General features: G+C 67.8%; 23 protein-coding genes. 17 read left to right on the forward strand and 6 right to left on the reverse strand.

The features are described 5' to 3' along the window. Positions 1–481: 481 nt before the first annotated feature. Positions 482–1,309 (reverse strand): lytic transglycosylase domain-containing protein, encoded by an 828-nt coding sequence (locus ACSHWB_RS18025; protein ID WP_439663166.1) that lies wholly within the window; start codon positions 1,307–1,309, stop codon positions 482–484. Positions 1,310–1,429: 120 nt separating this feature from the next. Here ACSHWB_RS18025 and efeU point away from each other — a divergent pair, with 120 nt between their 5' ends. From efeU to efeB, 3 genes are all read left to right on the forward strand, one after another. Then, positions 1,430–2,254 (forward strand): iron uptake transporter permease EfeU, encoded by an 825-nt coding sequence (gene efeU / locus ACSHWB_RS18030; RefSeq protein WP_439663167.1) that lies wholly within the window; start codon positions 1,430–1,432, stop codon positions 2,252–2,254. 132 nt (positions 2,255–2,386) lie between these two features. Beyond that, entirely contained in the window at positions 2,387–3,502 is a 1,116-nt protein-coding gene (gene efeO, locus ACSHWB_RS18035) for an iron uptake system protein EfeO (protein WP_439663168.1), read from the forward strand. Then, positions 3,499–4,743, forward strand: a complete 1,245-nt coding sequence (gene efeB, locus ACSHWB_RS18040) for an iron uptake transporter deferrochelatase/peroxidase subunit (RefSeq protein WP_439663169.1) — start codon at positions 3,499–3,501, stop codon at positions 4,741–4,743. Before efeO ends, efeB begins: the two co-directional genes overlap by 4 nt. Here the strand turns inward: efeB and ACSHWB_RS18045 are convergent, their stop codons facing one another. The 4 genes from ACSHWB_RS18045 to ACSHWB_RS18060 are packed head-to-tail and all read right to left on the reverse strand — an operon-like array spanning position 4,744 to position 6,836. After that, entirely contained in the window at positions 4,744–5,115 is a 372-nt protein-coding gene (locus tag ACSHWB_RS18045) for a tetratricopeptide repeat protein (protein ID WP_093602720.1), read from the reverse strand. A gap of 10 nt (positions 5,116–5,125) precedes the next feature. Beyond that, positions 5,126–6,019: a DMT family transporter gene (locus ACSHWB_RS18050; protein ID WP_439663170.1), complete on the reverse strand. Its 894-nt coding sequence runs from the start codon at positions 6,017–6,019 to the stop codon at positions 5,126–5,128. A 54-nt stretch (positions 6,020–6,073) separates the two neighbouring features. Further along, positions 6,074–6,208: a hypothetical protein gene (locus ACSHWB_RS18055; RefSeq protein ID WP_439663171.1), complete on the reverse strand. Its 135-nt coding sequence runs from the start codon at positions 6,206–6,208 to the stop codon at positions 6,074–6,076. Next, entirely contained in the window at positions 6,201–6,836 is a 636-nt protein-coding gene (locus ACSHWB_RS18060) for a type IV toxin-antitoxin system AbiEi family antitoxin (protein WP_439663172.1), read from the reverse strand. Before ACSHWB_RS18060 ends, ACSHWB_RS18055 begins: the two co-directional genes overlap by 8 nt. A 107-nt stretch (positions 6,837–6,943) precedes the next feature. Between ACSHWB_RS18060 and ACSHWB_RS18065 the strand changes: the two genes are divergently transcribed. Next, positions 6,944–8,461 (forward strand): BTAD domain-containing putative transcriptional regulator, encoded by a 1,518-nt coding sequence (locus tag ACSHWB_RS18065; RefSeq protein WP_439663173.1) that lies wholly within the window; start codon positions 6,944–6,946, stop codon positions 8,459–8,461. Between the two features lie 50 nt (positions 8,462–8,511). Then, positions 8,512–9,252 (forward strand): SDR family NAD(P)-dependent oxidoreductase, encoded by a 741-nt coding sequence (locus ACSHWB_RS18070; protein ID WP_439663174.1) that lies wholly within the window; start codon positions 8,512–8,514, stop codon positions 9,250–9,252. On the opposite strand, the gene ACSHWB_RS18075 is transcribed toward ACSHWB_RS18070, so the two are convergent. Next, the gene (locus tag ACSHWB_RS18075) at positions 9,237–9,905 is read right to left on the reverse strand and encodes an alpha/beta fold hydrolase (RefSeq protein WP_439663175.1); all 669 of its coding nucleotides are present in this window, start codon (positions 9,903–9,905) and stop codon (positions 9,237–9,239) included. The genes ACSHWB_RS18070 and ACSHWB_RS18075 overlap by 16 nt on opposite strands. 48 nt (positions 9,906–9,953) lie before the next feature. On the opposite strand from ACSHWB_RS18075, the gene ACSHWB_RS18080 reads away from it, so the two are divergent. The 12 genes from ACSHWB_RS18080 to ACSHWB_RS18135 all read left to right on the forward strand — a co-directional run bounded on the left by ACSHWB_RS18080 (position 9,954) and on the right by ACSHWB_RS18135 (position 22,130). After that, complete coding sequence (locus tag ACSHWB_RS18080) at positions 9,954–11,177, forward strand: cytochrome P450 (RefSeq protein WP_439663176.1); 1,224 nt, start codon at positions 9,954–9,956, stop codon at positions 11,175–11,177. A gap of 34 nt (positions 11,178–11,211) precedes the next feature. Beyond that, positions 11,212–11,880, forward strand: coding sequence for a hypothetical protein (locus ACSHWB_RS18085; RefSeq protein WP_439663177.1), 669 nt, complete (start codon positions 11,212–11,214; stop codon positions 11,878–11,880). A gap of 151 nt (positions 11,881–12,031) precedes the next feature. Further along, the gene (gene eno, locus ACSHWB_RS18090; protein WP_439663178.1) at positions 12,032–13,318 is read left to right on the forward strand and encodes a phosphopyruvate hydratase; all 1,287 of its coding nucleotides are present in this window, start codon (positions 12,032–12,034) and stop codon (positions 13,316–13,318) included. A gap of 12 nt (positions 13,319–13,330) precedes the next feature. Beyond that, positions 13,331–13,825: an FtsB family cell division protein gene (locus ACSHWB_RS18095; RefSeq protein ID WP_439663179.1), complete on the forward strand. Its 495-nt coding sequence runs from the start codon at positions 13,331–13,333 to the stop codon at positions 13,823–13,825. Continuing rightward, positions 13,801–14,304: a DUF501 domain-containing protein gene (locus ACSHWB_RS18100; RefSeq protein ID WP_439663180.1), complete on the forward strand. Its 504-nt coding sequence runs from the start codon at positions 13,801–13,803 to the stop codon at positions 14,302–14,304. Before ACSHWB_RS18095 ends, ACSHWB_RS18100 begins: the two co-directional genes overlap by 25 nt. 151 nt (positions 14,305–14,455) lie before the next feature. Next, complete coding sequence (locus ACSHWB_RS18105) at positions 14,456–15,736, forward strand: lytic transglycosylase domain-containing protein (protein WP_439663181.1); 1,281 nt, start codon at positions 14,456–14,458, stop codon at positions 15,734–15,736. A 126-nt stretch (positions 15,737–15,862) separates the two neighbouring features. Beyond that, positions 15,863–16,669, forward strand: coding sequence for a helix-turn-helix domain-containing protein (locus ACSHWB_RS18110; protein WP_439663182.1), 807 nt, complete (start codon positions 15,863–15,865; stop codon positions 16,667–16,669). A 13-nt stretch (positions 16,670–16,682) separates the two neighbouring features. Beyond that, on the forward strand, positions 16,683–16,853 hold the full coding sequence (locus tag ACSHWB_RS18115; RefSeq protein ID WP_439663183.1) for a DUF397 domain-containing protein: 171 nt from the start codon (positions 16,683–16,685) through the stop codon (positions 16,851–16,853). A gap of 45 nt (positions 16,854–16,898) precedes the next feature. Further along, positions 16,899–18,773, forward strand: coding sequence for a LamG domain-containing protein (locus ACSHWB_RS18120; RefSeq protein WP_439663184.1), 1,875 nt, complete (start codon positions 16,899–16,901; stop codon positions 18,771–18,773). A 44-nt stretch (positions 18,774–18,817) separates the two neighbouring features. Continuing rightward, complete coding sequence (locus ACSHWB_RS18125; protein ID WP_439663185.1) at positions 18,818–19,375, forward strand: GNAT family N-acetyltransferase; 558 nt, start codon at positions 18,818–18,820, stop codon at positions 19,373–19,375. A 9-nt stretch (positions 19,376–19,384) separates the two neighbouring features. Beyond that, on the forward strand, positions 19,385–20,326 hold the full coding sequence (locus ACSHWB_RS18130; RefSeq protein WP_439663186.1) for a Ppx/GppA phosphatase family protein: 942 nt from the start codon (positions 19,385–19,387) through the stop codon (positions 20,324–20,326). 178 nt (positions 20,327–20,504) lie between these two features. Further along, positions 20,505–22,130 carry a peptide ABC transporter substrate-binding protein gene (locus ACSHWB_RS18135; protein WP_439663187.1) on the forward strand — a complete coding sequence of 542 codons (1,626 nt, stop codon included), beginning with the start codon at positions 20,505–20,507 and terminating at the stop codon, positions 22,128–22,130. The last annotated feature ends 42 nt before the right edge of the window (positions 22,131–22,172 follow it).

Consider the following 22,172-nt stretch of genomic DNA (forward strand, 5'->3'; position numbering starts at 1 on the left):
GGCTGAGCCTCCTGTTGGGGAGGAAAGTGTTGGTGGGGTTGAGGAAGGTGTTGCTTCCCCTGTTGAGGAGCTGGCCACGTCCTCCGCGCCCTTGGCAGGGGTTTGAGAGAGGGGGCTGGGGCCTTCTTCCGCCTGGCCCCAGCCCTCCCTTCGCGTTGGTTGCGCAGGTGGTTGGGTTGCGTGCGTCTCGTGGTGGCTGATTCCTGGGGCTCCGCCCCAGACCCCACCGATCCGATCAAAAGCCGGGGTTCACGCCGCTGGCAGGTGGATGGCACGCCTGTTGCTTTGGGCGAAGTGGCGTTGCGTAGATGTGCGGCACCCCTCGGGCTCGGTAAAGACGGCTCGTCTGCGGCATCGCGGGCCATCAGCCGTTCGACCTCGACCTCGACCTCGACCTCGCGGGAGTGTCAGACCCGCTGAGTAAGTTGGGTCGCGGGGGATCCAACTTCCCAGGGGACCTCTGCGTAAGCCTGCGCCGTCCCTACTGCGGAGTGCTTGCCCGCGCATAAGCGTCCGCCCCGCTGAACACGTTCTGCCCGTACTCCACGGAGTTGTTGTAGGCCAGCACCGCAGCCCACCACCCCTGACCGGTCCCCAGATCGCGGGCCCCGCCCCCGCACAGGTAGCGAGCCGCCGTCAGCGCCGCGTCGTCGATGTTCTGCGGGTCCGCCGGCAGCCCATCCCCAGCGGCCCGCTTGGCCCACCGGTTCCAGGTGCCCGGGATGAACTGCATCGGCCCCACCGCGCGGTCCCACGTCGTGTCGCCGTCCAGGCGGCCGCCGTCCGTGTCGCGGATGGCCTTGACGCCTGGGCCGCCGTCCAGCGGGATGCCGATGATCGGGCGGGACGGCAGGCCGTCCTCCTGGAGGCGGGCGCCGTTGATGTTGCCGTGGTGCGACTCGATTCGGCCGATGCCCGCGAGGGTTGCCCAGCTGATTCGGCAGGCCGGGGCCTCTTGTTGCATCTTCAGGTCCGCTGCGGCGTAGGCGTGCAGCGCGCGGGCTGGGATGTCCGTCTTCGACGCCACTCGGGTGGCCCACTCGGCCAACGGGTTGGCGGTTGCCGTGGTTCCTGGGGAGGCGGCGCTGCCCGGGGCCGCTGCGCCCGGTTCCACCTCCTGGATCGGCACCAGGAACGGGGGCGGGCCCAGTGGGGCGGCTTCCCTGCGGTTCAGGGCGCCCAGACCCCAGGCGCCCGCGGCTACTACTACCAGCAACAGCAGCACCAGAACGATGCGGCCGAAGATGTTGCCTGAGCGGTTGCGGCGGACGGGTTCCTGGACTGAGGGCGGCGGGACCACGGCACCCACGTTACGTGCTTCCCGGGGCTCGTGACGGAGTGAAGCGTGATGAAACCGGCACTGATGGCGTCTGGACAATCAGGTGAGGCTTACCTTAAATAAGGCCGACCTAATTCACGGAGGACCAGGATGTTGTTCGCCAATGGGCTCATCGGGCTGCGCGAGGGGCTCGAGGCCGCGCTCGTCGTGAGCATCCTGATCGCATTCCTCGTGAAGACGGACAGAAGGTATGCCCTCAAATGGGTTTGGGTCGGTGTTGTGACCGCGGTGGCACTCTCCGTGGCGGCCGGCGCGATCATCACGTTCAGTGCTGCCGGGATGACGTTTGAGCAGCAGGAAGCGTTCGGCGGGACGATGTCGATCATTGCGGTCGCGTTCGTCACGGGAATGATCTTCTGGATGCGGCGGGCGGCCAAGACGATTGCGTCCGAGTTGCGCGGGAAAATGGATGAAGCGCTCCGAATCGGACCTTTCGCCATCGTGGTCGTGTCCCTTTTGTCCGTTGGCCGGGAAGGGTTGGAGACGGCGGTCTTCTTCTATTCCAGCGTGCAGGCCGCGGGCGGGGGTACGACGGAGCCGCTCATCGGGTTCCTCGGCGGGATTCTGGTGGCCGTGGTGATCGCCGCGCTGCTCTACCAGGGGGCGATCCGGTTCGATCTCGGCAAGTTCTTCACCGTCACGGGTGTGCTGCTCGTGTTCGTGGCGGCGGGCGTGCTCAGCTACGGGATCCACGACCTGCAGGAAGCCGCGATCCTGCCCGGGTTGAACACGCTGGCGTTCGACATCAGCGACACCCTGCCTGAGGACTCCTGGTACGGGGCGCTGCTCAAGGGCTTCTTCAACTACTCGCAGCGGACGTCAGTGCTGCAGGCCATCGCGTGGGTCGCCTACGTCGTGGTGGTGCTGTCCCTGTTCCTCATCCGGCCGCGCCGTCGCGCCGCCGTGGCCAACTGATCATCTACTGGAGCAACCGTGCGCAAGACAGCAGTCATCCTGGGCTCACTCGCGGTGCTGGCGGCGTGCAGCAACGGCGGCACGACGTGCCGTCGCGCCGCCGTGGCCAACTGATCATCTACTGGAGCAACCGTGCGCAAGACAGCAGTCATCCTGGGCTCACTCGCGGTGCTGGCGGCGTGCAGCAACGGCGGCACGACGGGCGCGAGTGGCAGCATCGCGGTCGAGGCCGGTGACGACTCGTGCAAGGTCGCCAAGACCGAGGCGAGCACCGGCAACGTCACGTTCGAGGTGGTCAACAAGGGCACCAAGGTGACCGAGTTCTACCTCTACGCCGAGGGTGACCGGATCCTCGGCGAGGTCGAGAACATCGGGCCGGGGCTGACGCGCAAGCTGATCGTCGAGGTCACGGAGTCCGGCAAGTTCCAGACCGCGTGCAAGCCCGGCATGAAGGGTGACGGCATCCGCGGCGACTTCACGGTCACCGGTGACTCCAAGAAGTCGACCGACGGCAACGCGTTGCTGGCCGAGTCGACCAAGAGCTACGCGCGGTACGTGAGCTCGCAGGCCGACCAGCTGCTGGTGAAGACCGAGGAGTTCGTCAACGCCGTCAAGGCCAAGAAGGTCGACGACGCCAAGGCGCTCTTCCCCGTCTCGCGCACCTACTGGGAGCGCATCGAGCCCGTCGCGGAGAGCTTCGGCGACCTCGACCCCAAGATCGACGGCCGCGAGGACGTCATCGAGGAGGGCATGGCGTTCACCGGCTACCACCGCCTCGAGAAGGACCTGTGGGAGTCCGGGCTGCAGGCCGACTCGGACAAGATCGCGGACCAGCTGCTGGTCGACGTCAAGGAGATCGTGTCCAAGGCGAAGACCGTCGAGCTGACGCCCGTGCAGCTCGCCAACGGTGCCAAGGAACTGCTCGACGAGGTCGCCACCGGCAAGATCACCGGTGAGGAGGACCGCTACTCGCACACCGACCTGTGGGACTTCCGCGCGAACGTCGACGGGTCGCAGGCCGCGATCGCCGCACTGCGTCCCGTGGTGGAGCAGAAGGACAAGGCGCTCGTGTCCACTTTGGACGAGAAGTTCAAGGCGCTCGACGAGGCGCTCGAGAAGCAGCGCAAGGGTGACGGCTTCAAGCTCTACACCGAGCTGAGCCAGGACGAGATCAAGGCGCTGGCCGAGGCCGTCGACGCCCTCGGCGAGCCGGTCAGCAAGGTCGCGGAAGTGGTGTCGGCCAAGTGACGGGGGTTCCTCGCCGCAGGCTGCTCGGGTTCGCGGGCGCCGGAGTGGCGCTCGCGGGTGCGGGCGCCGCCGCCGGTGTGCTGGCGTCCAAGCAGGCGCCGGAGATGGAGAACGTCGCCGCGGCCAAGGTGCCGTTCCGAGGCGAGATCCAGGCCGGCATCACCACGCCGGCACAGGACCACATGCACTTCGTCGCACTGGACGTGAAGACGAAGAGTCGTGACGAGCTGATCGACCTGTTGAAGCAGTGGACTGTTGCTGCGGAACGGATGACGGCTGGTCAGGAGGCTGCGGAGAACGGTGCGGTGGGCGGGAACGCCGAGGCGCCGCCGAAGGACACCGGTGAGGCGCTGGACCTGCCCGCGTCGGCGTTGACGATCACGATCGGTTTCGGGCCGTCGTTGTTCGACGACAGGTTCGGCCTCAAGGACAAGAGGCCGGAGCGGTTGATCGACCTGCCGCGGTTCCCGCAGGACGACCTGGATCCCGCGCGCAGCAACGGGGACATCTGCATCCAGGCCTGTGCGAACGACCCCCAGGTGGCCGTGCACGCCATCCGGAACCTGGTGCGCATCGGGTTCGGGCGGGTCGCGGTGCGCTGGTCGCAGCTCGGCTTCGGCCGCACGTCCTCGACGACGCGGGAGCAGGCGACGCCGCGCAACATGTTCGGGTTCAAGGACGGCACGCGCAACATCAAGGCCGAGGACACCGAGCATCTCAAGAACCACGTGTGGGTGTCGAAGGAGGACGGGCCGGACTGGCTGGTCGGCGGCACGTACCTGGTGTCGCGGCGGATCCGGATGCACATCGAGATCTGGGACCGCACGTCGTTGGTCGAGCAGGAGCAGATCGTCGGCCGCACCAAGGGCGAGGGTGCGCCGCTGGGGCAGGCCAAGGAGTTCGACGAGCCCGACCTGCACGTGAAGGGTGCGGGCGGGGTCCCGTTGATCGGCGAGATCGCGCACATCCGGCTGGCGGCGCCGGAGTCGTTGAACGGGGCCAGGATCCTGCGCCGCGGCTACAACTTCACCGACGGTTCGGACGGGCTCGGGCACCTCGACGCGGGGCTGTTCTTCGTGGCGTTCAACCGGGACTCGCGCACGCAGTTCGTGCCGATGCAGCAGGCGTTGTCCACAAAGGACGACATGATGGAGTACATCGAGCACACCGGGTCCGGGCACTTCGCCGTGCCGCCGGGGGTGAAGGAGGGCGAGTTCTGGGGAGAGGGCCTGTTCCGGTGATCAGTTCCCCAGGGCCAGCCGGGCTTTGACCTCGCCGAGCGCTTCCTGGTACTCGGGTGACGGGTGCATCGCGACCGCCATCCGCAACTGGGCGAGCGCCTCGGTGAGGCGGCCCTGCCGTTGCAGGGTCTTGCCGAGGGCGAACCGCGCGTAGTGGTCGCTCGGATCGAGGTCGAGCACCTTGCGGAACGCCTCTTCGGCCCTGTTGAGCTGCGCGGACCCGAGATACGCCCGGCCGGCGAGCAGCTGCACGGACGGCGCCTCCCCGGCCTCGGCCAGCACCTGTTTCAGCTCGCGCAACGCGTCGAGCGGCCTGCGCTGAGCCATCAACGCCTCGGCCTTCCGAAACGCTTCGAAGGTGCCGTCCGTCATTCGATCAACGTTACCTATCGCCTGCCGGTTCTTCGACTGCCGTCCGGGCGACAGAACCTGAATGAGTGGCAGTGCCGAGCCAGCACGCTCCGAAACCGAGCACCAGCCCGGCCACCACACCGGCCGTCGGCACCTGCCCGAGCAACGGCCACGCGATCAGCGCCGTGACGGACGGGACCACAGAGGACAGCGTGGTCATTGCCGCCGCGCCACCCCTCCGGACGCCGACGAGGAACAGCGAGGCCCCGCCCATCGAGTTGACCAGCACCAGGAACACGAGGGCCAGCCAGAGCTGCCGCCAGTCCGTGACCGGCGAACTCTCGGTCAGCGCCAGCAACCCGACGACCGGCACGGACACGGCGTGCTGCACGGCGTTGCCGCTGCGGAAGTCCGTGTCCCGGCAGAACCTCTGCTGGTACACGCCACCTGCGACGAACCCGAGCATGCCGAGCACGGTGAACACCGCGCCGGTCCCGAACGATCCCAGCCGGTCCCACAACGCGGCCAGCACCGCCGTGACCCCGAGCACGAGCCCCGCGACCTGCCTCAGTCCTATTCGGACATGGAACACCCAGGCTGCCACCACGGCCGTGAGCACCGGCGTGCACGAGATGACCAACGCGGTCACGGAGGCCGGCACACCCATCCGCAACCCGAGGTATACGCCGGAGAACTGGCAGGCCTGCACCAGCAACCCGGCCACGCAGGTGTGCAAGAGCTGACGTCCGCGCGGCCAGCTCGCGCTCGTCACCAGAGCCACGACAGCCATCAGTGCGGCGGCGAGGGTGAACCGGATCGTGGTCATCAGGAACGGCGGCGCCACGGCCACCGCGAGGGCGCCTACCGGGTAGCCGGACGCCCAGACCAGCACCGTCGTGGCCGCGAAGCCGGGTTTGATCCGCACGGGGCCCAGCAGTACCAGCCCTGGTGCTACTGGGCGAGGGTTTCGGGAGACGGGCTACCAGCCGAGGGTCTTCGCGTACGCCTCCCGGACCACCTGCAGACACCATTCCGGTTGCTGCGCCGCTGGTCCTGGGGAACTCGCGACACCGAACACGTCGGCGACCGCGATGAGCTCCTGCTGCTCAAGCACCCTTCGCCTCCTTCACCCGCGCCAACGCCCCTGGCCTGCGCTGATCACGCGCGAGCTCCTCGGTGACGCCCCAGTCGATCTTGCGGGCGAGCGCCGCCAGCACCGACCGGACCTCTGCCTCGTCGATGCCACCGAGCCCCGGTCGTGCGGCGATGTCGAGCGCCGTCTGCTCCGGCGTGGTCATCCACCCTGCCGTGAGCTCGGTTTCGACGCGCTCGAGGTCGAGGCGGCGCACGTCGCGCTTCACGAAGACCACGTCGCCCACGTTGGTGTGCAGGACGGGCCGTTGCTTGGGCACGGCCACGACAGCCGTGGCGATGGCGCGTGGCAGGACGCCATGCCGACGGGCCGCGGTGATGCTCATGAGTGCCACGACGTCCCTGCCGTAGTCGGCCTGGGCCACGCCGAGTGCGACCGCCGCGAGGTCGGGGCGCCATCTCGGGTCGCCCAGCCCTTCCATCGGGGCCAGCGCGTAGTAGCCGGTGCTGATGTGGCTGAGCACCGCTTGGTCGAGGAGCCGCTCGAACTCGCCGCGGGGGTGGGCGTACACGTCTCCCGCGTCCCTCGGGCGCAGCACCCGGTTCTCTCGTCTGGCGAGCTTGATCGGGATGGTGACGCGCTCATTCATACAACCTCCGTAGGCTGCGAGCCTACGCTCATAGTACTCATTTCCCTCGGGCATGGCGGGAATGCCCGCGGGCGTTGTCACGTTGCATGAGCCTGCGCTTCTCACTGATGGGTCCGGTACGAGCCTGGCGAGACGACGAGGAGATCGACCTGGGGCCGCGGCAGCAGCGGGCGGTGCTGGCCGCGTTGCTGCTGAACAACGGCCTCCGGCTGAGCAACGACCAGCTGATCGGCATGGTCTGGGACGACCCGACACCCAGCGCGGTCATGGCGCTGCGGACGTACATGTACAAGATCCGCAAGGCGATTCCCGAGCTGGACCTGAAGTCCAAGGACGGCGGCTACACGCTGCGCGCCGAGCTCTTCGACGACTGCCGCGACGAGCCGCTCGAAGGCCTGAGCAGCACCTACTTCGAGGCTCAGCGGGTCAGGATCGGCAACGAGCGGATGAAGTGCCGCGAGGCGTTGCTCGAACGCGAGATGGACGTCCTCGAACTGCAGAAGCACGTGGCGGCCTTCCCGCTCAGGGAACGGCCGCGCGCCCTGCTCATGCAGGCCCTTTACCGCGACGGCAGGCAGGCCGACGCGTTGGAGCAGTTCCACCAGGCGCGCGCACTGCTGAACGACGACCTCGGCCTCGAACCCGGGCCTGAGCTGCGCCAGGTGCACGCGCAGATCCTGCGGGGCGAGCTGAACCTGACGCGCCGGCCCGAGCAGCTGCCGTCCGGCCTGCCCGACTTCACCGGCCGTGCGGACGAGATCGCGCAGGCGCTCAAGACCCTCCCGCACACCGTCGGCATCACCGGCATGCACGGCAGCGGCAAGACGGCGTTGGCCGTCCACATCGCGCATCTCGCGAAGCGCGGTTACCCCGACGGGCAGATCTTCGTGCAGGGCAAGGACGTTGCCAACGAGTTGCTGCGCGCGGTCGGCGTCGAGAACCCGCACGGCGACAAAGCCGCGCTGTGGCGGGAGAAGGCGCGCGGCAAGCGGTTCCTGATCGTCGTCGACGACGTGCACGACCCCGCCCAGATCGCGGACCTGCACACGCAGGGCTCGGCCATGATCCTCACGAGCGTGCGCCGGTGGAACGAGCTGCCGGGCGTGACGTGGCTGAAGATCGCCGGGCTGACCGAGGCGGAGGCGAACCAGTTCTTCCGCAAGGTCCTCGACCCCGTCAGGGTCGACGCCGAGGCGGGCGTCGTGGACGAGGTGCTGGCGCGCGTCTCGTACCTGCCGAACCCCCTGCGCGTGCTCGGCGGCAAGCTCACCGCCCGCCCGAACTGGACCGTGGCGATGTTGCTGGCCCAGATGAAGCGCGAGACGCGGCTCGGTGAGGCCATCCCGTCCGACTGCATGTCCGTGGTGGCGCCGATGATCAAGGCGGAGCGGCAGCTCACCGACCAGGAACGGCACCTGCTGCAGTGCTTCGCGCGCCGCGGTGCGGACGTGATCGACGTGTGCGAGGCGGCGGAGATGTCCGGCACCGACCCCGGCGCGATCGAGTACGTGCTGGAGGCGCTCGCCGACGTGCACCTGATCGAACCGCTGGTGCTCGGCCGGTACCGGCTGCCGCAGTTCGTGCGGATGTACTTCGGGTGGCGGATGCCCGTGCTGACCAGCTGATTCATCCGGAATTTATGGCCTGACGATGTGGCGTCGGCAAGTTCGTAGACATGTCAACCAAGGAACTCGAAGGCAAGAAGGCACTCGTCACCGGCGCCACGTCGGGCATCGGCCGCTCCATCGCGGTCAAGCTCGCGGAGGCGGGTGCCACCGTCTACCTCACCGGTCGCCGCGCGGAGCTCGGCAAGGAGACCGTCGAGCTGATCGAGCAGGCCGGCGGCACCGGTCACTTCATCGTCTCGGACGTCGCCAGCGTCGACGACGTCCGCAAGCTCGCCGAGGAGGTCGGCGACGTCGACGTGCTCGTGAACAACGCCGGCATCTTCCCGTTCTCGTCGACGGCCGACCAGTCCGTCGACGTCTACCAGAAGGTGTTCGACGTCAACGTGCGCGGCACCTACTTCCTCACCGCCGCCCTCGCGCCCGCGATGGTCGCCAAGGGCAAGGGCTCGATCGTCAACGTCTCGTCCATCGCGGCCGTGGTCGGCACCCCGGTCGGGTCCGTCTACAACGCCTCCAAGGCCGCGATGGACGCGCTGACCCGCTCGTGGGCCACCGAGTTCGGTCCCGCCGGCGTCCGCGTGAACTCCGTGGCGCCCGGCCCGGTCGCCACCGACGCCGCCGTGGAGCAGGCAGGTGAGCTGTTCAAGACGCTCACCGACGCCCTTCCGCTCAAGCGCGTCGGCCAGCCGGAGGAGATCGCGGAGGCCGTGCTGTTCCTGGCCTCCGACAAGGCCAGCTTCATCACCGGCTCGGTGATCACGGCCGACGGCGGCTACGTGGCGAGCTGAGCCAGCACGGTGCGCAGGGATGAGGGCGACTCGACGTGCACGTTGTGGCCCGCGCCGGGGAACACCACCGGCTCGGGCACCAGCTCCCGCAGGTGCTCCTGAGGGCTCATCGGGTCGTTCTCGCCCGCCGCCAGCACGACGTGGGCCTGTGCCGCCATGATCAGCCCGGCCATGTCCGGCCGGCCGACGCCGAAGGCCCTCATGTCCAGCGACGGCGCCCATCCACCGTCCACTTCGGACACGCCGTGGTTCAGCGGTACGCCCGCCATCTTGGACGCCCGCTCGACGGCTTCTTCCTCGGTGGCGAAGACCTTGCCGGGTTTGGCTGCCAGGGCGGAGGCTTTGGCGAGTTCCTCGTCGGTCCACTGGACCTTGATCCCGACGCCGACGCACGTGGTGACCTCGACCCCGAACCACCCGCTCGCGAGCGTCAGCCCGACGACGCCGCCCAGCGAGTGCCCGACGACCGTGACGGGCTCGCGCGGGATCTCGTCCGCGACAGCCGCGGCGAGCGCGCCGAACGAGTACCGGTCGATACGGCTCGAGCGTCCGTGACCGGGCAGGTCGGGCACGAGCCAGCTGCCTGGCCAGTCCTTCACGACGTCCTGCCACACCTCGCCGGTAGCGCCCAGCCCGTGCAGCAGCACCAGCATCGGCCCGCTTCCACCACGTTCGACATGAAGCACGTCAGAATCCGTTCTATGCCCAGGACCGATGCCGACCTCATCGTCGACCCGGACACGTATACCTCGGGAGTCCCGCACGATGCACTAACCCGGCTGCGCGAAAAGAACGTGGTGCGCATCGACGACTTCTGGGCCGTCTTCCGCCACGAGGAGGTCCGCACGGTGTTGAGGACGCCCACGGTCTTCTCCTCGCACCGCGGCGCCACCCAGATCCGCGACCCGTTGCCCGCCGATCTGGCGTACGTCCAGCGCATGATGCTCAACCAGGACCCTCCCGAGCATTCGCGGTTGCGCCGCATGCTGACCAGGGCTTTCATGCCCCGCGCCGTCTCCAGGCTGGAAGACCGGATCCGCGCGAACGCCCGCGAGATCGTGGCCGGCCTGTCCGGCGACTTCGCTCATGCCGTCGCCGACCTGCCGCTGCTGACCCTGGCCGACGTCTTCGGCGTTCCGCGTCAGGACAGAGCGCTGCTCTACGACTGGAGCAACCGCGTGATCGGCTTCCAGGACCCCGACTACGCGCTGTCGTCCAGCTCCACGGCCGGCATGACCGACATGGCGCTGGAAGCGTTGTCGTTGCGTCCCGAAGACGGCCGCGACCCGCGCGCCCGCGATGGCATGCCCGACCTCTACGCCTACGCGCACGCGTTGGGCGCGTACAAGCGCGCGCACCCGTCCGAAGACGTCTTGAGCAACCTCATGCAGGAGGACATCTCGCTGGAGGAGTTCGAGAACCTCTTCTGGCTCTTCTCCGTGGCGGGCAACGAAACCCTGCGCAACGGCATCCCCGGCGGCATGATCGCGCTCCTCGAACACCCTCGCGAGTACGAACGCCTGCGCGCCGACCGTTCGCTGCTCCCCGTTGCGGTGGAAGAGATGCTGCGCTGGTGGACACCGGTCATGCACTTCCGCCGCACGGCCGTCCAGGACACGTCGTTGTCCGGCCAGGAGATCAAGGCGGGGGACAAGGTCGTGGTCTGGTTCTCCTCCGCCAACCGGGACGAACGCGTGTTCACCGAGCCGGACCGGTTCGACGTGGGCAGGCGGGAGGCCGACCACCTGAGCTTCGGGCACGGGCCGCACTTCTGCCTGGGCGCGCGGCTGGCGCGGACGCAGATGCGGGCCGTGTTCGACGCGGTGCTGGACCTGCCTGGAGTGTTGGAACTGGACGGGGAGGTCAGCCGGTTGCGGTCGAACTTCCAGAACGGCGTGAAGCACCTGCCCGTTCGTCTAGCCTGATCGACGCAACCCACGACCGTCCTGGGGGACTGAAGTGAAGCGTCACGCGATCGCACTCGTCTGCGCAGGACTGCTCGCGGCCTGTTCACCGGCTCCACCCGAACCGGTCCCGTCGGCGGTGCCGGTCACGATGTCGACCCCGGACCAGATCCAGGCGCTGGACGTGAAGGTCAAGGCGGCCCTGCTGTCGTCGGGGACGTACGACACCCCGTCCGGGTTCGCGGAGGACGTGCCGCAGCCGTACGAGAAGCTCGCCATCACGGACGGCAGGCTCAGCGAGGTGTGCCTGGGCGCCCGCGTCGACGTGGGCGCCTCGGTCTCGCGGCGGCGGATCTGGCGGGCGCCGGCGCTGTACCTGGAGCACCAGGTGTTCGGCCTGGTCGGGGTGTCCGGCACGCACGTGCTCGACGTGGTGCGCGCCAAGGCCCATTCGTGCCGGACCTACGTCGGTAGGATCAACAAGCCGATCCGCGAGGTCGTGACAGGCGTCGACCTCGCCGCCCTGCCCGACGCCGAGGACTCGTTCGCGTTCTGTCAGAGCATGCCCGACGTCATCGAGAACTTCTGGGTCTGCGAGGGCTTTGTGGTGCGCGGTGACCTGGTCGCCAAGGTGGTCGTCGGGGCGCACACGCTGGCGCCGGCGCGCTACCGGCTGCCCGACGTGGTCGAGGCGGCGGAGGCGGCGCTCGTGCAGGTGCGCTGACGGGCCCCTGGGCAGCACGTAGAGCGTCTGGCACGATTCAGTAGACAGGCGTGAAGGGCCCACTGTGATCTGACGGTGTCGAGCCCCAGCCGGTCACCTGGCCCAAGTAGGCTCGTCGCGAGACGAGACGCAGGAGAAACAGGGAGCGCAAGTGGCGGTCATCGAGCAGGTCGGAGCACGCGAGATCCTGGACTCGCGCGGCAACCCCACCGTCGAGGTCGAGGTGGCGCTGGACGACGGCACGCTGGAGCGTGCGGCTGTTCCGTCGGGTGCTTCGACCGGTGAGCACGAGGCGGTGGAGCTGCGGGACGGCGACGCCAAGCGGTACGGCGGCAAGGGTGTCGAGCGCGCGGTGACCGCGGTGCTCGACGAGATCGGGCCCGAGCTGGTCGGCATCGAGGCAGTCGAGCAGCGCGTGGTCGACCAGAAGCTCGTCGACCTGGACGGCACGCCGGACAAGGGGCGCCTGGGCGCCAACGCGATCCTCGGCGTGAGCCTCGCGGTCGCGAAGGCGGCGGCGACCTCCAGTGGCCTGGAGCTGTTCCGCTACATCGGTGGACCGAACGCGCACGTGCTGCCGGTGCCGATGCTGAACATCCTCAACGGTGGCTCGCACGCCGACACCGACGTGGACATCCAGGAGTTCATGATCGCGCCGATCGGCGCGGAGACGTTCCGCGAGGGCCTGCGCTGGGGCACCGAGGTCTACCACGCCCTGAAGTCCGTGCTGAAGAGCAAGGGCCTCGCGACGGGCCTGGGTGACGAGGGTGGCTTCGCGCCGTCCCTCGGCAGCAACCGCGACGCGCTCGACCTGATCCTCGAGGCCATCGAGAAGGCCGGCTACCGCGCTGGTCGCGACATCGCGCTCGCGCTCGACGTGGCCGCCACGGAGTTCTTCTCCGACGGCGCCTACACGTTCGAGAAGAACAAGCGCTCGGCCGAGCAGATGATCGGCTACTACTCCGAGCTCGTGCGCGACTACCCGATGGTCTCCATCGAGGACCCGCTGTCCGAGGACGACTGGGACGGCTGGGTCCAGATGACCGCCGAGCTGGGCGAGAAGGTCCAGATCGTGGGCGACGACCTGTTCGTCACGAACCCGGAGCGCCTGGAGGAGGGCATCTCCCGCCGCGCCGCCAACGCGCTGCTGGTGAAGGTCAACCAGATCGGCACGCTGTCCGAGACGCTCGACGCGGTCTCGCTGGCCACGTCGTACGGCTACAAGTCGATGATGTCCCACCGCAGTGGTGAGACCGAGGACACGACGATCGCCGACCTCGCCGTCGCGACCGGTGCCGGCCAGATCAAGACCGGTGCCCCGGCACGTGGTGAGCGCACCGCCAAGTACAACCAGCTCCTGCGCATCGAGGAGAGCCTGGGCGACGCGGCGCGGTACGCGGGTGAGCTCGCGTTCCCGCGCTACACCCCGGAGAGCTGAGAAACTAGGAACATGGCCGAGCGCGCGCGTCGTCCCCGCCGCCCCCGCGAAGAGCGGGAGGCGAGGCCCGCACGCGCGCGCAAGCCACCCCGTCCGAAGGCGCCGTCACGGCGTGGTGAGGGCACGGGTGGCGCGTTCGGCATGACCGGTACGCGGCGGGCCGCGATGTTCGCGATGGTGCTGTGTGCACTGGCGCTGAGCATCGCGGTCCCGTTGCGGACGTACCTCTCGCAGCGCGACGAGCTGCGGGACGTGGGCGCCGAGCAGCAGAAGCTGAGGGAGACGGTCGCCGCACTGGAGCAGCGCAAAGCACAGCTGCAAGATCCGGCGCACGTGGAGATCGAGGCGCGCAAGCGGTTGCACTGGGTGCGGCCGGGCGAGACGCCCTACATCGTGCAACTGCCGGGTGACGAGAGTCGCAACACTGAATCGGAGAGGCCGTCCGGCAAGCCGGCGGCACAAGGGTCTTGGTACGAGGAACTGTGGGAATCGGTGACGCACAAGTAAGTGCTGCTGACCTGGAAACGGTCGCTCAGCAGCTCGGCCGCACGCCGCGCGGAACACGTGCGATCGCCTCGCGGTGCCCCAGCGGGCACCCGAACGTCGTGCAGACAGCCCCGCGGCTGCCTGACGGAACACCCTTCCCGACGCTGTACTACCTGACCTGCCCGAAGCTGAACTCGCTGGTCAGCACGCTCGAAGGCGGCGGCCTGATGAAGGAGCAGCAGGACCGGCTGGCCACGGACGCCGAGCTCGCCGCCGCCTACCAGCGCGCGCACGAGGCGTACCTGGCCGAACGCGACGCCATCGAGTCGCTGGGCACCCAGGTCACCGCCGGTGGCATGCCGGTCAGGGTCAAGTGCCTGCACGTGCACGTCGCCCACGCCCTCGCGAAGGGCCCAGGCGTGAACCCCATGGGCGACGAGGCGCTGGCACTCTTGGGTGAGCAGGGGCTGTGGCCCGCAGGTGAATGTTCGGCGAGTTAACAGTCAACGGAACCGAACACACGCTTCACTCCGTCTTGGGTACACCTAGGCTTCGTAGTGGGGCAGGGTGGAACAGGTCACGACGGGGGCGTACGCCGTAACTGCAGGACGGCGGGCCGCGATGACGCACGAGAGGTGAGAATTCGTGGCAATGGCCAAACTGCGTGGACCGTCGGCGTTGAGCCCTAGGCAAAAGGGCTTCGCCGTCGCCGCGCTGGCTGCGATGCTCGCCCCCGCGATGATCGTCGGCACCAAGCTCGTCGACTGGGTCAACCTTGCCAAGCACAACGACATCGCTGTCTCGTTAGGGCCCGCTGACGTCTACGGAGCCCTGCACCGCGACCCGTCCGAGCTGGGCGCCGGCGGTCGTCTGCCGCTGTCCGAGGAGCTGAGCGCCGCGCTGCTCGCCGACCTCGAGGACGGCGAGCTCGACGACGGCGAGTTCGACGACGACGGCAGCCTGCTCGACGACGTCCCCGGCGTCCACGACATCCCCGGCGTGATGGTGGAGGCCTACCTCCGCGCCGAGGACAAGATGGCCGAGCTGGTGCCAGGGTGCAACCTCGACTGGGCGCTGCTCGCCGGCATCGGCAAGGTCGAGTCGAACCACGCGAGCAACGGCCGCGTGAACGCCGTCGGCGACGCCAACCCCAAGATCCTCGGCCCGGTCCTCAACGGCGCCCCCGGCATGGCCGCGATCCGCGACACCGACGGCGGCCGCCTCGACGGCGACACGACCTGGGACCGCGCGGTCGGCCCGATGCAGTTCATCCCGTCCACGTGGGCGAGCTTCGGCGGCGACCTGAACGACGACGGCACCGTCAACCCGAACAACATCTACGACGCCGCCCTGGGCGCCGGCCGCTACCTCTGCTCGGGCGGCGGCGACCTCACCAAGCAGGAGGACAGGGCGAAGGCCGTCTTCCGCTACAACAACTCCCAGGCGTACGTGACGAAGGTCCTGCAGTGGGCCAAGGACTACAGCGAGAACGTCGACACGCTGCCCCTGCTGCCGGACAACGGCAACAACCAGCAGAACCCGCAGCCGGGCAACCCCAACACGGGCAACCCGCCGAACAACGGCAACCCCGGCGAGACGACCCAGCCGACGACCACGACCACGACGACCACCACGACGACGACGCCGAACTGCCCGACCACGACCACGGGCACGACGTCCAGCACCACGTCGAGCACGACCACCAGCACGACTCCGCCGCCGTCCTCGTGCACGACGACGACCACGACGACGTCGTCCACCACGACCACGACGACCACCACCACGACCACCACGACGACGACGAACAACCCGCCGCAGACGGAGCCGACGACTCCGCCGCAGCAGTCGTCCTCGAGCAACAGCGGCAGCAGCAGCGCCAACAGCTCGGTGGGCACGACGTCGCAGAGTCTGGTCACGAGTACGCCGAGCTAGTGCGGCGTGTCGCGTTAGAACGATTCCAAGTCGTACTTCGTTCGGGGCGATTCGGGCAGAAACGTTGGAACGAAAGGGAGTCCGTCTCCTAGCTTCGTCTGCATGCCGAAGCGCAACTCGAGCGTGGTGGGCCGGGAGTTCGGTCAGGGCGTCCGCGACGCCATCGAACAGAGCGGCATGACCCAACGCAGACTCGCCGAACTGTTGGACTGGCAGGAAGCCAAGATGTCCGACGCGGTGAACGGCAAGGGCGGCATCACCGAGGTCGAGCTGATCCGGCTGCTCTCGTACTGCCGTGTCCCGTACACCGAGGTCGATCGATTGGTCGCGCTCTACCGGGAGTCGCGCGAGAAGGGCTGGCTGCTGTTCCCCGAGGACGGAGTACCGGACCAGGTGCACTCGCTCATCACTCAGGAACGCCTCGCCAGCAAGATCACCGTGTGGTCGATGAACCTCGTGCCCGGCCATCTCCAGATCGCCAGCTACATCCGCGCGGCGAGCGAGAAGTCAGCCAAGATCAAGGCTGCCGACATCGATGCGTTGATCCGGGCGAAGCTCGATCGACAGGCGATTTTGAGGCCTGGCAGGGAGTTCGTCTACTACGTCCACGAGCAGGCGCTTCGGCTGCCCGTCGGCGGTCCAGAGGTGATGCGGGCTCAGCTAACGCACATCCACGTGATGTTGGTGCGGCAGTACATCACCTTCCGGATCGTGCCGATCGCCATTGGCGCGCACGCGGGCATGTCCGGCTCGTTCACCCAGCTCAACTTCGACACGTACGAGCCGGTCGTCTTCATCGAGAGCCAGAACTCGGGCCTCTTCCTCGAAGACAAGGAATCGCTGGACAGCTACTCCGACGTGTTGAAGCGGTTGGATCAGGAGGCCTTGGATGCGGGAGAATCGAGGAGGTTGATCACAACCTTGCTTGCCTGAGGAGGCGTACCGCATGTCCGAGTGGCGTAAGAGCAGCTACAGCCCGGAGGCGAGCGACTGCGTGGAGGTCGGGCGCGGCGTCGGCATCCGCGACAGCAAGGCCCCGGCCAGCCACCTTCCCGTCTCCGGTGAGGCGTGGGCCGCATTCCTCAGGTATTCCGTTTCGGTCCTGACTCGTTCATAGTTCTTCAGCACGGGTCGGGGACCGTCTTCTCGGGGGAAGCAAAAGTTGATCAACGCCAGAGGGCGGAGCTTCGCTCTGCCCGCGTTCACCGCTGTCCTGATGCTCGTGGGCTCGGCCGGAACCGCGCTCGCGGCAGCATGTCCGACGCCGACGGACCTGAGCACCGAGACGGTGGCGTGCCGCACCGGCACTGACCGGCCCACCGTGGGCACGCGCACACCGAAGCTGCGAGCGAAGCTGTCCGGCAGCGGACTGCTGAGCGCGGACTTCACCGTGCGCCAGGGCCGGACCCGCATCACCGAACTGACGGCCACCACCGTGCCCTCGGGTTCGTTCGCCGAAGTCACGGTGCCGCAGAACGTTCTCGCCGAGAACGGCGTCTACAGCTGGTCGGTCCGCACGAGCGACGGCAAGCACCGCTCGCCGTGGGTCGGCAACTGCGAGTTCCAGGTCGATTCCGTCGCGCCGAACAAGCCCGTGGTCTCGTCGACCGACTACCCGACCGGCGGTTTCCACGGCAGCCCCGGTCGCACGGGCATCTTCACGTTCTCACCCGGCGGTTCGACGGACGTCGTCCGCTACGGCTGGTCGCTGAACGTCGACACCACCGCCAACCAGGTCGACGCGAACGGCTCGGTGGACGTGCCGATCACGCCGTCGCAGAGCGGTACGAACTCGCTCTACGTGCGCGCGTACGACAAGGCCGGAAGCCCTTCTCCGGTCCAGATCTACAACTTCATGGTCGCGGATCTGTCCAGGCCTGTGGCGGTGTGGAACCTCGACGAGACCGACGGCACGACCGCGGCCGACACCACCGGTCACGGCCACGCGCTGACGCTGAACGGCGCGACCTTCGGTCCCGGTTACTCGAACAACGGCCAGGTCACCACCACGGGCTCGTCCTCGTCGGCCTCGTCCGCGATCGTCGACACTGCACGCGCCTTCTCCGTCTCGGCCTGGGTGAAGCTCGAAGACCAGAACTCCGGCTACACCATCGCAAGCCAGGGCAACGGTTTCTCCCTCGGCTACGCCAACGGCCGCTGGTCGTTCGGCACGGCGTCCTCCGCCACGCCGCCGCAGGCGGGTGAGTGGACGCACCTGCTGGGCACGTATGAGCCGGGCAAGACTTCCTTGTACATCAACGGAAAGCTCGAAGGCACGGCAGCCGAGACGCTCGCGAACGCGTCCGGCCCGTTCGTTCTGGGGCCCGGTCAGGCGCCGGCCACGATCGACCACGTCCAGGTGTGGGACCGCGCGCTGGGCGCGGCCGAAGCGGTCAAGCACAACAACTTCGTGGTGGAGCGCGCCCGTTACCTCTTCGACGAGCGCGAGGGCGTGACGACCAAGGACGAGGTGTCGGGCGAGAACGCCACGCTGTCCGATGGCGTCACCTGGGCGGGCACGCCGCTCGACCCCGACGACCCGAACCAGATCCTGACGAGCGTGGACAAGTGGGCGCGCTTCGACTCGACGGGTCAGGTGACCGGTCCGCGTCCGGCGAACCTGCGCACCGACCGGTCGTTCGTGCTCTCCACCTGGGTGCGGGCCGGGGAGCCCGGCGACGTCGCGGGAACCGTTCTCGGGCTGGGCGACGCGCCGTTCGGGCTCGGTTACCGGCCGGACATCGGCAGGTGGAGCTTCCAGTGGGACGCGGAGGTGCTCCTCTCCGACTTCTGGGTGCCGAAGAACGACTGGACACACCTCGCGGTGACGTTCGACGCGACCACCGGCACGGTCGAGCTCTACGTCGACGGCATGCGGCAGTCCGACACGCGGACCGGGCTCCAGCCCGCGAACCTGACCGGTGAACTCGTGGTGGGTCGTGGCTTCACCGGCGCTGTCGACGATCCCCGCGTCTTCTCCGGTTGGATGGAAACGATGGACATCAACGACGTGCGAGCGGGTTCGTTCCACCGCTGAAAATCGCGAGGCACGAGGCTGCGGTCCTTGGCATGGTGCGGGGTGTGCTCAAACCTGCCTACCCGCTGAAGACCGCCCGCCTCGTCCTGCGCCCCTTCGAGCCGGGTGACCTCGACGACTACCTCGCCTACCGCTCCCGCCCGGACGTCTACCGCTACCTCTACGGCGAGGCCCTGGACCGGCAGCAGGCAGAGGAGCTGATCGCCAAGCGGATGGCCGAGAGCGAGCTGACCGAGGCGGGCAAGGGCCTGGCGCTGGTCGTCTGCTGGCCCGAGGTGGACCGCGTCGTCGGCGACGTGGTCCTGAAATGGTTGGACGAGGACAACCGCCAGGGCGAGATCGGCTACAGCTTCAACCCGGAGTTCGCGGGCAGGGGCCTGGCCACCGAGGCCGCCGCGGAGTTGCTCCGGCTCGGCTTCGAGGAGCTCGGCCTGCACCGGATCGTCGCCGAGTGCGACCCGCGCAACGAGCCGTCGTGGCGCCTGATGGAACGCCTCGGCATGCGCAGGGAGGCCCACTTCCGGCAGAACGAGATCTTCAAGGGCGAGTGGGGCGACCTCTTCGTGTACGCGATGCTTGCCGAAGAACATCGGAACCACTGAGGAGTGCCCATGGCGCGGGTCGCGGCCATCGACTGCGGAACCAACTCGATCCGGCTGCTCGTCGCCGACGTCACGAAGCGCGAGGACGGCACCGCGTGGCTGCGGGACGTCCATCGCGAGATGAAGATCGTCCGGCTCGGTCAGGGCGTGGACGCGACCGGGCGGTTGCACCCCGACGCGATCGAACGGACCCGTCAGGCCCTGCTCGACTACGCGCGCACGATGCAACGCAAGGGCGTGGAGATCGCCCGGATGGTCGCGACGAGCGCGACGCGGGACGCGAGCAACCGCGACGAGTTCTTCGGGATGACCGAGGCGATCCTCGGCGCGCCCGCGGAGGTGATCACCGGGGACGAGGAGGCGAGGCTGTCCTACCTCGGCGCGGTGGCCGACCTCGACCCGGACGAGGGACCCTTCCTCGTCACCGATCTGGGTGGTGGCAGCACCGAGTTCGTCCTCGGCAGCGGCACGGAGGTGGAGGCCGCGAGGTCGATGGACATCGGTTGCGTGCGCCTGACCGAGCGGTTCATCAAGTCCGATCCGCCCACCAAGGACGAAATCGAACAAGCGGAAGCGTTTGCGCGGGCGGCTGTCAAAGAGGCATTCGAAGTAGTCCCAGTCGAGAAGACCAAGACGTGGATCGGCGTCGCCGGCACCGTTACGACATTGTCAGCCCTGGTCCAAGGGCTGGAGGTGTACAACAGCGACGATATTCACCTCAGCAGGATCACACTTGACAATGTTCGTGAAATCACCGACCGTATCCTCTCCATGACGCATGATGATCGTGCCTCGCTGGGACCCATGCACCCCGGTCGAGTGGATGTGATCTGCGGTGGAGCGGTGGTACTGCGTGCGATTGCCGAGGAGCTCGAGAATCGCGCGGGAATTCGCACGCTCGTGTGCAGCGAGCACGACATCCTCGACGGCATCGCGTTTTCGCTGGTCTAGCGCCGAATTAAGGTGCGCTTGAGGTGATCGTGACGACTTTGTGACCGATTTCAGTGCGCGTACTGCTGGACGTCCCGGTTAACGTCCTCTCACGTTTTGGGAGGTGGACGAGACCTCCCGGGGAGGCGCGCGCACGCAATATCTGCGGAGCGGCGCCGGGGAAAGGCGGGAGAGACTGATGTCGCGATCACGGGTTGCGTGGGTGGCTTTGCCAGCTGCGCTCGCCATGACGCTCAGCGCATGCGGCGGCGGTGGCGGTGGCAACACGGCCACCGATGGCAAGGAGAACCCGGACGGCACGGTGTCCATCTACGGCACCGAGCCCAAGAGCACCTTGTTCCCGGCCAACACGACCGAGGCCGGCGGTGGCAAGGTCACCGACTCGCTGTTCTCGCGGCTGGTCGGCTACAAGACCGAAGACGGCGCGCCCTACAACTTGATGGCCGAGTCGATCACCTCGAGTGACGCCAAGGTCTACACGATCAAGCTCAAGCAGGGCTGGAAGTTCCACGACGGCACCGAGGTCAAGGCGAAGAACTTCGTCGACGCCTGGAACTGGGCCGCGTACGCGCCGAACGCGCAGCAGGCCGCGTCGTTCTTCGCTCCGATCGCGGGCTTCGAGGACGTCCACCCGTCCGACGAGAACGCCAAGCCGGCCAAGGACAAGATGTCCGGCCTCGAGCTGGTGGGCGACTACGAGTTCAAGGTCACCCTCAACGGCCCGACCTCGGTCTTCACGACGATGATCGGCTACACGCCGTTCTCGCCGATGGCCGACTCGTTCTTCGCGGACCCGAAGGCCGCCGAGGCCAAGCCGATCGGCAACGGCCCGCTCAAGTTCGTCTCCCGCACGCCGAACGCGCTGATCAAGATGGAGCGCTTCGACGACTACAAGGGCGAGGACAAGGTCCACTTCAAGACCTTGGACTACAAGATCTACTCCTCCCAGGAGACCGCGTACCAGGACCTGGTCGCGGGCAAGCTGGACTTCATGGAGGCCCTGCCCCCGTCGGCCAAGGTCGGCGAGAAGTACAAGGCCGACCTCGGTGACGCCGTCGTGAACGCGAACCTGCTCGGCCAGAGCGCCATCGCGTTCCCGCAGTACATCCCCGAGTTCAAGAACGTGAAGCTGCGCCAGGCCGTCTCGATGGCCATCAACCGGGAGCAGATCACGAAGACCGTGCTGGCCGGCTCGTACGTGCCGTCCACCAGCTTCGTGTCGCCCGGCATCAAGGGCTACCGCGCCGACACCTGTGGCGAGTACTGCAAGTACGACCCGGCCAAGGCCAAGCAGCTGTTCCAGGAGTCCGGCTTCAAGGGCACCAAGCTGACCATCCAGTCCAACCAGGACGGTGGCCGCAAGGAGCCGCTCGAGGCGGCGTGCAACAGCATCAAGCAGGCGCTGGGTGTTGACTGCGAGTTCGTCGGTGCCACCAACTTCGGTGCGTTCCGCCAGATCGTCGACGGCAAGCAGCTGACCGGCATGAGCCGTTCGGACTGGTCGGCCGACTACCCGTCGATCGAGAACTTCCTCAACCCGCTGTACCGCACCGGTGGTTCCTCGAACGACTCGAACTACTCGAACCCCGAGGTCGACGCCCTTCTGAAGAAGGCCGACGAGACGGCGAACGAGGACGAGGCGATCAAGATCTACCAGCAGGCGGAGGACATCATCGCCAAGGACCTGCCCTCCATGCCGACCTGGAACGAGAAGGGCATCGGCGGCCGTTCCAAGAACCTGCTCGACGCCAAGATGTCGTTCAAGCGTCAGGGCGCCCTGGAGTCGTTCCGCGTCAAGGCCTGATTGCCTAACACCTGAGTTCTGAGCAACACCGTCCGGCCCCGC

Origin of the sequence: Lentzea sp. HUAS TT2 (assembly GCF_051853195.1) — a bacterium.
GTDB lineage: Bacteria > Actinomycetota > Actinomycetes > Mycobacteriales > Pseudonocardiaceae > Lentzea.

Excerpts from the sequence above, each read along its gene's own strand:
- efeU (WP_439663167.1), top strand. The coding sequence starts at position 1,430 with ATGTTGTTCGCCAATGGGCTCATCGGGCTGCGCGAGGGGCTCGAGGCC.
- ACSHWB_RS18045 (WP_093602720.1), bottom strand. The coding sequence starts at position 5,115 with ATGACGGACGGCACCTTCGAAGCGTTTCGGAAGGCCGAGGCGTTGATG.
- ACSHWB_RS18060 (WP_439663172.1), bottom strand. The coding sequence starts at position 6,836 with ATGAATGAGCGCGTCACCATCCCGATCAAGCTCGCCAGACGAGAGAAC.
- ACSHWB_RS18065 (WP_439663173.1), top strand. The coding sequence starts at position 6,944 with ATGGGTCCGGTACGAGCCTGGCGAGACGACGAGGAGATCGACCTGGGG.
- ACSHWB_RS18070 (WP_439663174.1), top strand. The coding sequence starts at position 8,512 with ATGTCAACCAAGGAACTCGAAGGCAAGAAGGCACTCGTCACCGGCGCC.
- ACSHWB_RS18075 (WP_439663175.1), bottom strand. The coding sequence starts at position 9,905 with ATGCTGGTGCTGCTGCACGGGCTGGGCGCTACCGGCGAGGTGTGGCAG.
- ACSHWB_RS18080 (WP_439663176.1), top strand. The coding sequence starts at position 9,954 with ATGCCCAGGACCGATGCCGACCTCATCGTCGACCCGGACACGTATACC.
- ACSHWB_RS18095 (WP_439663179.1), top strand. The coding sequence starts at position 13,331 with ATGGCCGAGCGCGCGCGTCGTCCCCGCCGCCCCCGCGAAGAGCGGGAG.
- ACSHWB_RS18105 (WP_439663181.1), top strand. The coding sequence starts at position 14,456 with ATGGCCAAACTGCGTGGACCGTCGGCGTTGAGCCCTAGGCAAAAGGGC.
- ACSHWB_RS18115 (WP_439663183.1), top strand. The coding sequence starts at position 16,683 with ATGTCCGAGTGGCGTAAGAGCAGCTACAGCCCGGAGGCGAGCGACTGC.
- ACSHWB_RS18130 (WP_439663186.1), top strand. The coding sequence starts at position 19,385 with ATGGCGCGGGTCGCGGCCATCGACTGCGGAACCAACTCGATCCGGCTG.
- ACSHWB_RS18135 (WP_439663187.1), top strand. The coding sequence starts at position 20,505 with ATGTCGCGATCACGGGTTGCGTGGGTGGCTTTGCCAGCTGCGCTCGCC.